The sequence below is a fragment of the Rhodococcus sp. C26F genome, assembly GCF_053345925.1.
Genome location: NZ_JBKFBA010000070.1, coordinates 1 through 13,689 on the forward strand (window position 1 = coordinate 1; position 13,689 = coordinate 13,689).

Sequence of the window (13,689 nt, forward strand, 5' to 3'; positions counted from 1 at the left end):
CCTTGCGTGCGGCGGGTGTCGCAGGCGCCTGCCTGCAACGTTCGATGATGCGGGTATCGACCGGTTCGCTGATCGGGCTCGTCGAACAGCGGTCGGATCCCATCGGCGAGCGTGAGGTGGTTGTTGCTGGCGTCTGCTGCGGTCATCGATCACACCAGTGCGGTGTCGTCGATGATGAGATCGATGACGACGGTCCGGTCGGTGACGGTTCTGACTCGAGTGATGGGGGCTTTGAGGTCGTCTTCGTGGTCGCAGCGCGCGGCGAGGATCTCCACCTCGATCGGGGCGGTCACGAGGTAACCTTCTGTCGGATCGTGGCAAGCACATGGTCGGCAGCGTCGGCACCGCCGTTGGTCAGCACATCGCTCGCGATGATCAATGGGTCGGCCAACAGCGCCGGTTCGCCCGCTGCGGCGGTGCGCTACAGGATCGGATCGGCCGGGATCTGCACCGCCCGAGTGTGCTCGGCCTCGGTGGCGGGGCTGAAGCCGGCGGCGCTCAGGTCGACGAACCGGTCGGTAGAGCAGTCTCCGGGTCGGCAGCTGCCAGGGGACGTACACATCGGCGGCATCCCCACTGACCGCCACCGATACATGCTGCTGGGCGCAGAACTCGATCGCGGCGGTGGCTGCGCGATCACCGGGTCCAAGCCGTACCAGTAGGTCATGGCGCCACCGGGACTGGGATAACCGGCCAGGTATTCCGCGAGCAACCTCTCGGGGGAGGTCGCGAGCCAGCCATGCTCGGTGCGCCGCACCGCCTGGAGTTGTTTCAGGGCGAGCGAGACCGCCTGCGGGGAGACCCCGGCATTCTGCGAGCTCGGCGAGCCGGTGTTAGGTCTGCGCCGTTTCCGGGAGCAGCAGGGTGCGGGTTTTCGGTCGACGCTGACCACACCTTCGGAAGACTCCCTAGAACTTCCTCCACATGTGGCTTAATCTATGGCTATATAAAGGCCAGAATTAAGGCTACAATCTAAGTATGACGACGGTGCCGCTAGGTGAAGCCAAGGACAAGTTGTCCGCGTTGGTCGACAGTGCGGAGTCGACGCACGACATCATCACTATCACTCGGCACGGCAAGCCGGCCGCGGTACTTATGTCGGCCGAGGACCTGGAATCGCTGCACGAGACGATTTACTGGCTCTCGCGTTCTGGCACACGTGAGGCGATCGCTGAGGCGGACCGGGAGTATGCCAGCGGCCAGACGACCTCCCTCGAGGATCTGCGCGCCGAATATGGCCTACCGCCGCGGTGACGACATCGTCCGAGGTCTATCGTGTCGAGGTTGCGGCACCGGCGCGCCGTGCCCTTTCGCGACTACCTGGTCGTGTGGTCCACGCCGTCCTCGAGTTCATCTCGGGACCGTTGGCCGAGAATCCGCACCGTCTCAGCAAACCACTACGTAACGAACTTGAAGGGTTGCGGAGCGCGCGGCGCGGTGACTACCGCGTCCTGCTGCGAATCGATGACGGCGAACGGGTTGTTGTAGTTATCGACATCGCCCACCGGGCGCATGTTTATCGAACATGACCAGCCCTCGCGGCCGGCATAGTGAACCGTCCTGGGTGAGGTGGAGGCTCCTGATCCACAAGGAGAATGCGGGTATGCCTGCACCGAGAAGGTACGGCGCGGAGACTCAGGAACGTGCGGGCCGGATGTATCGGGACCGGATCGCCGAACACGGAGGTTCGAAGACTGCAGTCCGTCGCCATGTCGGCGAGCTGCTCGACATCGCGCCGGCGACACTGCGGAACTGGATCGAAGCCACAGAGCGAAGAGATTCCCCGACCGTCGCGACGTCGGACAGCGATGCCGACCTCGACGAGGTGCGCCGACTGCGTAAATAGAACGCCGAATTACTCAGGGCCAACGAGATTTTGAAGACTGCGAGTGCATTTTTCACGGCGGCGGAGGTCGACCGCCGATTGCGGTGATCGTCGACTACATCGACGCCCACCGGGAACGTTTCTCCGGTCGTCCCGATCTGTGCCGTGCTCACCGAGCACGGCATCAGCATCGCCCCGTCCACCTATTACAAGGCCAAGGCCCGCGGACGGATCCTGCGAAGCGCAGCTGGCCGACGCCTACGCCGCGAACGCCGTGCATGCGGTGTATGTGGCCAATCGGCGGGTCTACAGTGTCCGCAAGATGTGGCACGCGATGAAACGCGCTGGTCACGAGATGGGTCGCGATCAGGTGTCCCGACTGATAGGCATCGTGGGGATCACGGGCGTGGTCCGCGGCCGACACCGCACGATCACCACCGAGCACGATGATCGAGCGCCTCGGCACCGAAGATCTGATGGAGCGGAAATGGGATGTTCCGCAGCGTCCGGACCGATGGTGGGTCGCCGATTTCACCTACTGTCGGACGTTGGCCGGGTTCGTCTATACCGCGTTCTGCGTCGATGTCTTTTCCCGCCGGATTCTGAGGTGGCGGGTAATGACGACAAAAGCCACACTACTGGTCAGCGGCGTCCTCGAGCAAGCTCTCTTCACGAGGAGAAGAAACGAGTTCCGTTTTACGTCAACGGGATTGGTTCATCACTCCGATGCCGGAAGTCAATACACATCTCTGGCCTTCACCGAAGCTCTGGCGGAGTCGGGCATCGTTGGTTCCATCGGCAGCGTCGGCGACGCCCTCGACAACGCCCCTGATGGAATCGACCATCGGTCTCTACAAGACCGAGTTGATCGACCGGGCTGAGTTGATCGACCGGGCTCGGTCCTGGTCCGGCCGAGCCGAGGTCGAGCGGGAAACCGCCGAGTGTGTCCGCTGGTTCAACGCGGACCGGTTGCATTCGTCGATCGACTATATGTCGCCGATCGAGTACGAGACGCGCTACCGTGAGCAGCGCCCTACCGTCGCCTCGGTCCTCGAGGTGGCCTGAACGAAGTCTCTACCGGATCCAGGGCGGTCCAGATCGGCTCAGCTAATCGTAAGGATCTGACCCGGCCACTGGTCCGATTGCGTGCCAGCGCACGAGCGCTCGGTCTGGTCGGGGTGCGGAAAGGGCGATTGACACCGACCGCGCTCGCTCGCCGATTCCGTCACCGGCCGGTGGCGTTGTTGCAGCACATTGTGTCCCGACTGCCGGTGGGCAGGACCGACTTCGACCGGCAGGCCGGCTGGTCGGCCCTGGCTGTCGTTGTGAGCGGCGCCCCGGCCGAGGAGTGGGACAACGAGATCCGTGCCGTGCTTCTCGGACTCGGGTGGCGCGTGGCTGACCGTAGGGCCGGTTCACGGCCTGCGGCGGCGCTGCGCCACAGGGTCAGCCCGAACGTCGAGCGCGTAATTGTCCCCGTGTGGTCACACGGGCGATTTTCCAACACCGCGCCGAAGGCAATATCGACCGCACCACCTTTGCCCCGGTCAACATTGCCCTCAGCGTTCTCGAATCGCCTGACTGGACAGACAGCCCACACCCTCAACTGCGCGGCATTGGCTCCAGAGGTCGGGGTCAGCGAGCGATGGCCTCGCGGGCCTGCGCCAGCCACGCGACGCCCGCCTGTGGATCGTCGACCGTGCCGCCGTTGAACCCGAGCGCCAGGCCGCGTTGCACGTCGTCGAGGCTGCGCACCGGCCATCCACCTATCTGGTACCCGGCTGCCTGCATCCGCTGTACCAGCTCGTCGGTCAGGCCGTCCCAGCCGCAGTAGAACGCGTCGGCCTCGACCTCGGCGAGCACGTTCTCGATCCCGTCCGGGTGTCGTTCGGCGTCGGGGTAGCCGTGTGTGATCAACCCACGGGAGATCTCTGGCGCCAGGGCGTGCATCCGACGCAGGACCTCCGGTTGGAAGCTCGTGAAGCGGATTCGGGGGGCGTCGTGCGGGTGTCCGGCCACGACGCGGGCGATTTCCTCGCACGCCTCGACGGCTTTGATTTCGACCTGCAGTGCCACCGTGGTTGCGGCGAGCACCTCGCCGAGCGTCGGGACGTGCCGGCCGTCCCCGATATCCACCGCTCGGATCTGGTCGTAGGTCAGGTCGGCGACCGGCCCGAGGCCACAACCGGCTTCATTCGCGGCGGTGCGGTCGAGGGTCGCGTCGTGGAGCACAATCGCGACACCGTCCGCAGACAAACGGACGTCGAATTCGAGTTCGTGTACGCCGATCTCCTCGGCGAGCCGGAACGATTCGAGCGTGTTCTCCGGTGACAGATCTTTCGCGCCGCGGTGGCCGACGACGGCGTAGGTGTCGCTTCGGCCGTGGGGATGTGCCGTGTCGGGGATCATCAGGCAACCAATTCCTCGTACTGGGCGCGGATGTCTTCGGCATCTCGGCGCATGGTGGCGGCCGCAGCGCCGAGAGCTGCTGCGGGGTCGGCGTTGTCGGTGTAGAGCTTCTGGATGACGGTGCGCATCTCGAGAATCGTCGAACCCACGAACAAACGGGCGGGGTCCGGTTGACGCGCGCGATCGAGCTGATCGATTGCCAAGCCGTAGTTCGGGTTCTCGGCGATACGCTGCGTGACGATCGAGGACGTCGCAGCGCCCTTGGTGGCGGGGAGATAGCCCGTGTCGACGGCCCACTCCGCGGCTTGCTGATCTTCCGCGAGGAATGCGATGACCTGGGCCGCGGCGGCCTTGCGTTCCGGGTCGGCGTTCTTGAGGATGCCGAGACCGGCACCGCCGGTGGGGACACCGGTGTCCAGTGCAACGGGCAGAAAGCCCGCGCCGAGCTCGAATCCGGATGCTTCGGCGCCCTTGGTCAGTCCGGTCAACGACCCGGTGGAGTTGGTGATCGTCGCGACGAGACCGTTCGTGAAGTCGGTGTTGATCTCCTGCGCGAGATAGCCGATCTTGTCGTCGTTGACACACGCACGGTCGAACTCCGCCGCTGCGATGGCGGCCGCCGAATCGACCGTGATGTCGAGTCCGTCGGACATCGCACCGTCGTAGTTCCACAGCAGGCCCTGGAAGTACCAGTCGTCGGAGCCGGTGTAGGCACGCATCATGAGCTTGTTGCCGCGGTAGTCGCGACCGGTGATCCGATGACCCCAGTCCCGGAACTCGTCCCAGGTCTCGGGCGCCCGATCGGGGAGGCCGGCCTGCGCGAAGACGTCCTTGTTGTAGTAGAACAGTGGCGTCGAACGGCCGAACGGCACCCAGTACGGTTCCCCGCGGACGACGCCTTCCTGGAACAGCCGATCGTGGTAAGTCTCGGCGTTCCATGTGTCGGTGAAGTGACTGCCGAGCGGCTCGAGGTGGCCGGAGAGGAAGAATTTGTTCCACGACACGTCGGAGAAGATGGCGACGTCCGGGATCTGGCGGGCCTGCAGACCGGCGGACAGTTTCTCGGTCAGTCCGTCGTAGCCCTGGAATTGTTGGATCTCCACGTAGATGTCGGACTGGGATTCGTTGTAGCGGTTGATGAGCTTGGCCAGCGCTTCACCGTTGGTTCCGGACCAACCGCTCCAGAAGACGATGTTGGTGCGGCCCTGGAACTGAGCGGGGGGTGCGACGTCCGGCTGCGCGAATCCGCCCGACGACGACGCTCCGCCGGGTGCGCCGCACGCCGCCAGGATCGGGACCGACGCTGCGACGCCTCCGGCGATCGCCAGGAAACGGCGCCGGCTGAGCGCGGACGAGGTCAGGGCGCTCTGTCGGGTGAACAGGGACATAGAAGCTCCTCGAAGGGGTGGAGGTGGGATCAAAAAAGGTAGGAGGCAAAGGGAATTCGGTGGGTCGGGGCAGCACGTTGTCGAACGTCAGCGACGGACAGCGGCGCCGGCGAGCCCGGCGACGATGTAGCGCTGGGCGAAGAGGAAGAGCAACAGCATCGGAACGATCACCAGGACGGTGCCCGCCATGATGGGTCCCCACTGGTCGACTCCCTCGGTCTCCTTGAGGAACATCAGGCCGATCGGGAGTGTGCGTGCCTGAAGGGTATTGGTGACCAGCAAAGGCCAGATGAAGTCGTTCCATTCGTCGATCACGGCGATCAGGGCGACCGTCACCACGGCGGGTTTGGACATCGGCAGTACGAAGTACACGAGTCGGCGCACGTGGCCGCACCCGTCGAGTTCGGCTGCTTCGAGCACTTCTTTCGGCAGTGCCAGAAAGTGCTGGCGCAACAGGAATGTGCCGAACGCGCTGGCGAGGCCGGGGAGGAAGATGCCTGCATACGTGTTGATCAGGCCGAGGTTGCCGATCGTCATGTAGTTGATCAGCAGCGTCACATGACCCGGGACCATGAGCGCGCCGAGCACCGCGAGAAACACGATCTTCTTCCCCGGGAACCGAAGGAAGGCAAATGCGTACGCGCTGAACACCGCGAGGAGCACTTTGAGTGTCGACCCTGCCGCGGTGACGATCAGGGAGTTGACGAAAAACTGCGCGAACGGCACCGCCTCCCAGGCACGGGCGAAGTGGTCGAAGACGATCGTCGACGGAATCCACTGCAGCGGCCACCGATAGATCTCGCCTTCGGGTTTGAACGCCGACGAGAACATCCAGTAGAAGGGGAGGACGAAGACGATGCCGACGACCGTGAGGCCGAGCACACCGCCGACGCTGCGGATCCGGAACTTGCGTGCGCGCGGTGCCGGGGTGGACGGGGTGTCCGTCGAGGGCCGGGACCCGGTCGTGGTCGTCATGAGTAGTGCACCTTCTTCTCGACAAATCGCATCTGCACCACCGTGACGACCATGAGCATCACGAACATGATCATTGCGCCGGCCGCGGCCGATCCGGCCTTGAACTGGCGGAAGCCTTCGTTGTAGATGAACCAGCTCAATGTCGTTGTGGACTCGGCAGGTCCACCGCTGGTCATCATCGCGATGACGTCGAAGGATTGGAACGCGCCGATCACCTGCGTGACCATGAGAAACATGGTCGTGGGGGAGAGCAGTGGGAGCTTGATGTACCGGAAGATCTGCCATCGGTTCGCGCCGTCGAGGCGCGCCGCTTCGAGTACGTCTTCGGGAAGGGACTGTAGTGCGGACAGATACACGATGGCGACGAACCCGACGCCTTTCCAGATCGACACGATGATGAGGGCGGGTAGCGCCCACTGACTGGTGGTGGTCCAGTGTGGCGAATCGAATCCGAGCACCGAAAAGAAGGCACGGGACAAGCCGTAGTTGGGGTCGAAGAGGAAAAGCCATATTGCTGCTACCGCGGCACCCGAGAGGATGTGCGGTGAGAACGCCAGCGCCGAGACCGCTGAGCGGCCACGCGTCTTGGTCGTGAACAGCAACGCGAGGGCCAGGCCGCCGAGGAGGCTTGCGCCGACCACTGCCACAACCCACACCGCGGTGATGCGCAGAACGCGCAGGAAGGAGGGGTCGGTGAACAGGTCGATGTAGTTGTCGAGGCCGATGAAAGTCGGGCTCGGTGCGATCATGTCCCATCGGGTCAGGCTCAGATACGCATTGCCGATTACGGGCCAGTACGCGAACACCGCGATGAGCGCGAGGTTCGGGAGCGCGAACAGGGCGAAGAGCATGTATTCCCGTCGCCGCCGACGGTTCCGGTTGCGCTGTGGTGCGGGTGGTGCCGCAGGACCGTCCGGGATTTCCGCAACTGGCATCGCCGTGATGCGCTGGGCTGTCAGGGACACATCCACCCTCCTTTCGAAATAACAATGCAGTGTTAGCAATCTGCGGGACGCGACTCATGGTGGCATCCGGTCCCGGGGTGGTCAAAGCGACTCGATGGATAGCGGGAATCGCCACATCGGATCTGGATGATATCTAAACCACTTGCTAGACAAGATAAATGGATCCACGGAGCTATTTTTCGGAGTTCTCGGTAAGCAGCGATTCGGAAGGAATCGGGCAAACCTTCCCGCTCTGTTCATGACCCGTTAATCACACTCGGGGTGATATAAAGAGCCAGACGCGAGTAGAGCATCGAGGGGAGATTCGGAGATGACGCAACGGATCATCAGTACATCGAGACAGGCGCGCCTCGACGCGATCCTCGAATGCCTGCTGGCCGACGAGAACGAAACAGCGCAGTCGCTGTCCACACGATTCGGCCTGTCGCTCATGACCGTTCACCGAGATTTGGACGAGCTACAACGTCGGGGGGTCATCCGGAAATTTCGAGGGGGAGTGAGTGTCGCACGCACGAGCACCTACGAAATCAGTGCACCACTGCGCCGTCTCGTGGCGGTACCGCAGAAGAAGGCGATCGCTGCTGCTGCCGCCAGTATGGTGGCGCCGGGACAGTCGATCCTGCTCGACGACTCGACGACTGTCGCAACCATGCTCGATCACCTGCTCGACATCGAAGAACTGCACATCGTGACCAACTATCTGCCGACCCTCACGCGCATTGCGCACGACGGCGGCGCGACGGTCACCGCGATCGGCGGAACATTCGACATGGGGCACGAGTCCTTCCTCGGGGTCGGTGCGGTCGCCGCGATCCGCAACCTGAGGGTGGACACCGCATTCTTCTCCACAACCAGCGCAGACCTCGACGGCACCTACCACCAGGAAGAATCGATCGTGCCGGTCAAGGCCGAGATGATGCGCTCGGCACGGCGACGAGTACTGCTCGTCGACTCGAGCAAACTCGGCGGGACGTCGCTCCACCGGGTGTCGGGATGGAAGGTCGTCGACGACCTCGTCACCGACATCGGAGCCCCCGCAGATCTGCTCGACGCGCTGCGCGCCCAGGGAGTGCGAGTGACCACGATCGACCCTGCGACGCCGTTTCCGGAACCCCGACGAGAACCCGGCACCGATGCTGCAGGCACACACGAAGCAGACACACACGACGAGGAGAAGCAGTGACCCAGGTAGATACCGGCGTGGATGCCGTGTTGTGGGATATGGACGGCACTCTGGTCGACACGGAGCCGTACTGGTTCCGGGCTGAAACTATTCTTCTCGCCGCGCACGGCATTCCGTGGACAGAGGAGCAGGCAGCCGAACTCGTCGGCAATGCGCTACCGACATCTGCGGCTGTCCTGCGCGCCGCCGGCGTGGATCTCGGCATCCGTGAGATCATCGACACACTCATCGATTCCGTGATCGCGCAGGTCCGGCAAGCAGTGCCGTGGCGACCCGGCGCGCGCGAGCTTCTCGCGCAGATCCGCGCTGCGGGTATTCCATGCGTGATGGTGACGATGAGTGAGCGGACGCTGGCATCGGAAATCGCCCGGCTGCTCCCGGACGGGACCTTCGAGTTCCTGGTGACCGGCGACATGGTGACCCGGGGGAAACCCGACCCCGAACCGTACCGGCTCGCCGTCGAGACCTTGCGATCCACTCGCGGTGAACTCTCCCTCGACCGGATCGTGGCTATCGAGGATTCACTACCCGGTATGGCCTCGGCCACAGCCGCCGGCGTTGTCACACTGGGTGTTCCCAACATCGTGGATCTGCCCGACGGTCCCGGCCACACGCTGTGGCCCACACTCGAAGGTCGCGGCCTCGTACATCTGAGAGAGCTCGTGAACACACCGTGACACCGTGGGGCCGGTCACCGACCGGCCCCACGTGCGTTCGTCAGGCGCTCAGACGAAGCCCGCTGTCGCAGTCGAACAGGTGCAGCGCCGACGGCTCGGGCCGTACTTGCACCACCGCATCGATCGGGGGAGGTGTGCGGTCGCCGGTGCGGACCGTGACCGGAAGACGTGTACCGCCTGCCATGACATGGCCGTACAGGTACGCGTCGGCTCCCAGTTCCTCGACCATGTCGATCGTCATGTCGACCCCGGTGCCGTCGGTGCTCACGTGCATCGCCTCCGGACGCACACCGACCGTGACCTTCACACCTCGGGTCGCACCCAGCGTTCTCCGTTCCACCGGAACCGCGAGACCTGCGAAATCGATACCGCCGTCGACGATCGGCACATCGATCAGGCTCATCGCCGGCGACCCGATAAAACTGGCAACGAAACGGTTCGCTGGTCGCGCATACAGATTGCGGGGCGTGTCGACCTGCTGGAGAACGCCACCGTCGAGCACCGCGACCCGGTCACCCATCGTCATCGCCTCTATCTGGTCGTGGGTGACGTACATCGTCGTCACCCCGAGCGTACGAGTGAGCCGGGCGACCTGATTACGCGTCTGCACACGCAGTTTCGCGTCGAGATTCGACAACGGCTCATCCATCAGGAACACCTGCGGACTCCGCACGATGGCCCGGCCCATCGCGACCCGCTGACGCTGACCGCCCGAAAGGGCTTTCGGTTTGCGATCCAGGTACGGCTCCAGATCGAGCATGCGCGCCGCCTCCACGATGCGACGACTACGTTCGTCCTTGGCCACCCCGGCGATCTTCAGCGCGAAACCCATGTTCTCGGCCACCGACATGTGCGGATACAGGGCATAGTTCTGGAACACCATCGCGATGTCGCGGTCCTTCGACTCGACGTCGGTGACGTCGGTGTCGCCGATGAACAGCTGTCCGTTGTCGATTTCTTCGAGGCCGGCGAGCATGCGGAGCGTGGTGGTTTTTCCGCAACCCGACGGGCCGACGAGGACGAGGAACTCGCCGTCGGCGATCTCGAGGTCGAGCCCGTCGACCGCGGGTTTCTCGGCGCCGGGATAGTGACGGGTGATGTCTGAGAAGGTGACTGTAGCCATGGGGAGATTCCTTCCACGGGCAGGTACGTGCCCGACGATCCGTAGTGAAGGGACAACGGTCCGATCACTGTCATCCCATCGGCTGTGAATGAACGCGCGATGGTGGCCGTCCGAATAGGAGGTGGCGGCGACGCGAGGACTGTCAGCGGCTCACAGGTACCGAACCTCGTCGCGGGCCAGCATCGTCCGTTCTGGATGTTCACTTTCCTGGACGGGAACACGTTCGAAGAAGTCAGCACCACAACAATATTCACCACGTGGCCGTCACCGACGATCGACGCTGCCGGCACGGTGTGGGTCGTCGCCGACGGTGTCAGGTCTATCCCGCGGTCAATATGGGGTGGCCACCGCTGTTGGATGTAGCCACTCTCTGTCGACAACAGGTGAAAACCAATGGTGGTGTACGCGGTCGTCCGACACCTACGTGAGAACCGGCGGCGAACCCGTCGTGCCGGATCAGTGCGGAGTTCGAGTGCAGCCGTGGTGGCATTGCGTCCAGAATCGTCGTCGACAAGTCCGCACGACTCTTCTCGGCGCGCTGTCACCGTACGGGACCGTTTGCTGGTTGACGATTGTGGCGTGAGCCAGCGGCAGGAAGCTACCTTTCGATCCTCGACACGCGGCTGTGACCGCTCGGGCGAAGACTCAAGGGTCCTGTCGTCAGTCGGGTCATGAACAGCTGATCGGGCGTCGGACCAGCAGAGTCCTTTCATTGGACGATAGGGACTGATGTAGGAACAGGTGACGTGGATGATGAAAGGGTCCTCGTCGGCGGTGCGTGTGACCCTACAGGTGACTGACAGCCGTAGTGCTTGTCTTCCAGTTGATCTGTCCGCGTGTCAGGTCGGCGGGGGCGTCCGATGCATGTCGGCCCGGGAGACGAACATGACTTCATATGAGCTTGGTGTCAGCCCCCTCAACGTCTTGTCTGCTCGGATCCCCGGTCGACGTGCCCACTCGTGAAGAAGGCACGGTCCATCATGACGATATTCATTTCCGACGCCATCGACTCCCCGCCGGTCGTCGAGGTCGTTGCGGGTGTCGATACGCACGCGGACAATCATCACATCGCGGTCCTGACCGCTACGGGAGCACGATTGGAAAACCTGCAGGTGCCCGCAACCTTGGCGGGCTACGAGCAGCTTGCCGCGTTCGTCCGCTCCTTCGGCGTGATCCGACTGATCGGGATCGAGGCAACGGGATCCTACGGCGCCGGCTTGGCCCGGTACCTGATGGCGTCGGGCATCGAGATTCGAGAAGTCCTTCGACCTCGTCGTGCGCAGCGTCGGCAAGGCAAGTCCGATCCCATCGATGCGTATGCCGCAGTGCAGCAGGCACTTGCAGAGCCGGAGTCCCTGCCGGTTGCCAAGGCCGGTGACGGTGTCGTGGAGCAGATTCGGGTGCTGCTGACCGTGCGGCGCAGCGCTATCAAAGCGAGGGGGGTTGTCATCCGGCAACTCAAGTCCTTGTTGGTCACGGCACCCGAAACGCTCCGAACCCGCTGGTCGAGATTAGGTGAGCACGCACTGATCGACGGACTGGCCTCGACTCGCCCTGGAACGGCGACCGACTCTGTCCTCACGGCGACTGCCCATGCTTTGCGGCGGCTTGCTCGCCGCTACCAGTACCTCACCCAGGAAATCGTGGAGTTCGACGACGAGCTCCGTGCCCTCGTTGATCACGCCGCTCCGATGATGATCGCGACGAAGGGCTACGGTGTGATCACCACTGCAACGCTCCTCGTCACCGCCGGCTCGAACCCCGAGCGGCTACGCTCACCAAGCATCGTTCGCTGCCCTGTGCGGGGCATCCCCATCCCGGCATCGTCAGGCAAGACGACCCGTCATCGTCTCAATCGTGGCGGGGATTGGCAAGCGAACTGGGCAATTCACCAGATCGCTCTGGTGCGTCTGTCCAATGACCAACGCACCAAGGACTATGCGACCCGGCTACGAGCGAATCGATCCGCCCCCTTTTCGGGGAGAAGGACGTACACAGTTCCCAAGTCGAGGTCATTGTGTGGGACCACCTGTGGGACCACTTTGACGTCGCTGCGTACCACTCTCATCGGTGCTGTGACCGTGAAAGTGTGTTCCTAGAGCAGGAATCCCTCGATTAACGCATCGTTAGTGCATTCAGCGTCGAGTCATCGATGATGCGATGACGTGGGGTTCCGCAGCTTGAAGTTGTGAGCGTCGCGACGCCGCGTGCTACCAGACAATGCACGTTCCTCCTAAGAGTCCGGCGGTGAGGGGCAACACGCATGGAGTCTATCCGTTTATGCGCGAATCATTGACAGAAACACGCGTGGAATGCATGATTTCACGCATCCGATGCGCGAAATCGCTCATCTGCGTGAGGTGTCAGTAGGAACGGACTCCAGCCTCCCTTGGCAACAATGGTGCGACTTGACGTCGTCGAGTGGTCAAAGAAGGAGATGCGAGGGGTGTTCCTCGATTTGGATAGCTGGTGTCTTTTTCGTGTGACCGTTGAGCGGCTGCGCGATTTGGTGAGTGGAGGCGTGATGTTCAAGTTGGGGTACAAGGCGTCGGCGGAGCAGTTCGGCCCGCGCGAGTTGGTGGAGTTGGGTGTGCTCGCCGAGGCGCACGGGATGGATTCGGCGACGGTGTCGGATCATTTCCAGCCGTGGCGGCACAACGGTGGGCATGCCCCGTTCTCGTTGGCGTGGATGACCGCGGTGGGGGAGCGCACCGAAAGGTTGCAGCTGGGCACGAGCGTGCTCACGCCGACGTTCCGGTACAACCCGGCGGTGATTGCGCAGGCCTTCGCGACGATGGGGTGTCTGTATCCGGGGCGGATCTTCCTCGGTGTCGGCACCGGTGAGGCTTTGAACGAGATCGCCACCGGCTATGCGGGCCAGTGGCCGGAGTTCAAGGAACGCTTCGCCCGGCTTCGCGAGTCGGTGCGGTTGATGCGCGAGCTGTGGCGCGGGGATCGGGTCGATTTCGAGGGCGAGTACTACACGACGAAGGGCGCGTCGATCTACGACGTGCCCGAGGGTGGCATCCCGGTCTATGTCGCCGCCGGTGGCCCGGTGGTGGCACGCTATGCCGGACGCGCCGGGGACGGGTTCATCTGCACCTCGGGTAAGGGCATGGAGCTCTACACCGACAAACTCCTGCC

Annotated in this window: 13 protein-coding genes and 1 pseudogene; 7 read left to right on the forward strand and 7 right to left on the reverse strand. The window is 63.4% G+C overall.

The features are described 5' to 3' along the window. Positions 1 to 149: 149 nt before the first annotated feature. Positions 150 to 293, reverse strand: coding sequence for a hypothetical protein (locus ACLBYD_RS29390; protein ID WP_447819216.1), 144 nt, complete (start codon positions 291 to 293; stop codon positions 150 to 152). 128 nt (positions 294 to 421) lie between these two features. Further along, entirely contained in the window at positions 422 to 892 is a 471-nt protein-coding gene (locus ACLBYD_RS29395) for a hypothetical protein (protein WP_447819217.1), read from the reverse strand. Positions 893 to 978: 86 nt separating this feature from the next. Here ACLBYD_RS29395 and ACLBYD_RS29400 point away from each other — a divergent pair, with 86 nt between their 5' ends. From ACLBYD_RS29400 to ACLBYD_RS29410, 3 genes and pseudogenes are all read left to right on the forward strand, one after another. Then, on the forward strand, positions 979 to 1,254 hold the full coding sequence (locus tag ACLBYD_RS29400) for a type II toxin-antitoxin system Phd/YefM family antitoxin (protein WP_447819218.1): 276 nt from the start codon (positions 979 to 981) through the stop codon (positions 1,252 to 1,254). Continuing rightward, complete coding sequence (locus tag ACLBYD_RS29405) at positions 1,251 to 1,529, forward strand: type II toxin-antitoxin system RelE family toxin (RefSeq protein ID WP_447819219.1); 279 nt, start codon at positions 1,251 to 1,253, stop codon at positions 1,527 to 1,529. The genes ACLBYD_RS29400 and ACLBYD_RS29405 overlap by 4 nt, the downstream gene beginning before the upstream one ends. Positions 1,530 to 1,603: 74 nt before the next feature. After that, positions 1,604 to 2,890, forward strand: a pseudogene (locus ACLBYD_RS29410) (IS3 family transposase). Positions 2,891 to 3,460: 570 nt separating this feature from the next. Here ACLBYD_RS29410 and ACLBYD_RS29415 read toward each other — a convergent pair. The 4 genes from ACLBYD_RS29415 to ACLBYD_RS29430 all read right to left on the reverse strand — a co-directional run bounded on the left by ACLBYD_RS29415 (position 3,461) and on the right by ACLBYD_RS29430 (position 7,562). After that, positions 3,461 to 4,234 carry a glycerophosphodiester phosphodiesterase gene (locus ACLBYD_RS29415; RefSeq protein ID WP_447819220.1) on the reverse strand — a complete coding sequence of 258 codons (774 nt, stop codon included), beginning with the start codon at positions 4,232 to 4,234 and terminating at the stop codon, positions 3,461 to 3,463. Further along, a complete protein-coding gene (locus tag ACLBYD_RS29420) occupies positions 4,234 to 5,622 on the reverse strand; it encodes an extracellular solute-binding protein (protein ID WP_447819221.1) in 1,389 nt (462 codons plus the stop codon). The genes ACLBYD_RS29415 and ACLBYD_RS29420 overlap by 1 nt, the downstream gene beginning before the upstream one ends. Positions 5,623 to 5,709: 87 nt before the next feature. Continuing rightward, positions 5,710 to 6,597, reverse strand: a complete 888-nt coding sequence (locus tag ACLBYD_RS29425; RefSeq protein ID WP_447819222.1) for a carbohydrate ABC transporter permease — start codon at positions 6,595 to 6,597, stop codon at positions 5,710 to 5,712. Next, positions 6,594 to 7,562 carry a carbohydrate ABC transporter permease gene (locus ACLBYD_RS29430; RefSeq protein ID WP_447819223.1) on the reverse strand — a complete coding sequence of 323 codons (969 nt, stop codon included), beginning with the start codon at positions 7,560 to 7,562 and terminating at the stop codon, positions 6,594 to 6,596. The genes ACLBYD_RS29425 and ACLBYD_RS29430 overlap by 4 nt, the downstream gene beginning before the upstream one ends. Before the next feature lie 310 nt (positions 7,563 to 7,872). On the opposite strand from ACLBYD_RS29430, the gene ACLBYD_RS29435 reads away from it, so the two are divergent. Further along, positions 7,873 to 8,745, forward strand: a complete 873-nt coding sequence (locus ACLBYD_RS29435; protein WP_447819224.1) for a DeoR/GlpR family DNA-binding transcription regulator — start codon at positions 7,873 to 7,875, stop codon at positions 8,743 to 8,745. After that, positions 8,742 to 9,422, forward strand: coding sequence for an HAD family hydrolase (locus tag ACLBYD_RS29440; protein WP_447819225.1), 681 nt, complete (start codon positions 8,742 to 8,744; stop codon positions 9,420 to 9,422). Before ACLBYD_RS29435 ends, ACLBYD_RS29440 begins: the two co-directional genes overlap by 4 nt. A 40-nt stretch (positions 9,423 to 9,462) precedes the next feature. Here the strand turns inward: ACLBYD_RS29440 and ACLBYD_RS29445 are convergent, their stop codons facing one another. Beyond that, the gene (locus ACLBYD_RS29445; protein WP_447819226.1) at positions 9,463 to 10,545 is read right to left on the reverse strand and encodes an ABC transporter ATP-binding protein; all 1,083 of its coding nucleotides are present in this window, start codon (positions 10,543 to 10,545) and stop codon (positions 9,463 to 9,465) included. A 959-nt stretch (positions 10,546 to 11,504) separates the two neighbouring features. Between ACLBYD_RS29445 and ACLBYD_RS29450 the strand changes: the two genes are divergently transcribed. Next, complete coding sequence (locus tag ACLBYD_RS29450; RefSeq protein ID WP_447819227.1) at positions 11,505 to 12,644, forward strand: IS110 family transposase; 1,140 nt, start codon at positions 11,505 to 11,507, stop codon at positions 12,642 to 12,644. Positions 12,645 to 13,069: 425 nt separating this feature from the next. Next, on the forward strand, positions 13,070 to 13,689 hold a 620-nt coding region (gene fgd / locus ACLBYD_RS29455; RefSeq protein ID WP_447819228.1), incomplete at its 3' end, for a glucose-6-phosphate dehydrogenase (coenzyme-F420).

Bases quoted from the DNA above. Each gene is read 5' to 3' on its own strand.
- ACLBYD_RS29435 (WP_447819224.1), top strand. From the start codon at position 7,873: ATGACGCAACGGATCATCAGTACATCGAGACAGGCGCGCCTCGACGCG.
- ACLBYD_RS29420 (WP_447819221.1), bottom strand. From the start codon at position 5,622: ATGTCCCTGTTCACCCGACAGAGCGCCCTGACCTCGTCCGCGCTCAGC.
- ACLBYD_RS29415 (WP_447819220.1), bottom strand. From the start codon at position 4,234: ATGATCCCCGACACGGCACATCCCCACGGCCGAAGCGACACCTACGCC.
- ACLBYD_RS29400 (WP_447819218.1), top strand. From the start codon at position 979: ATGACGACGGTGCCGCTAGGTGAAGCCAAGGACAAGTTGTCCGCGTTG.
- ACLBYD_RS29445 (WP_447819226.1), bottom strand. From the start codon at position 10,545: ATGGCTACAGTCACCTTCTCAGACATCACCCGTCACTATCCCGGCGCC.
- ACLBYD_RS29425 (WP_447819222.1), bottom strand. From the start codon at position 6,597: ATGACGACCACGACCGGGTCCCGGCCCTCGACGGACACCCCGTCCACC.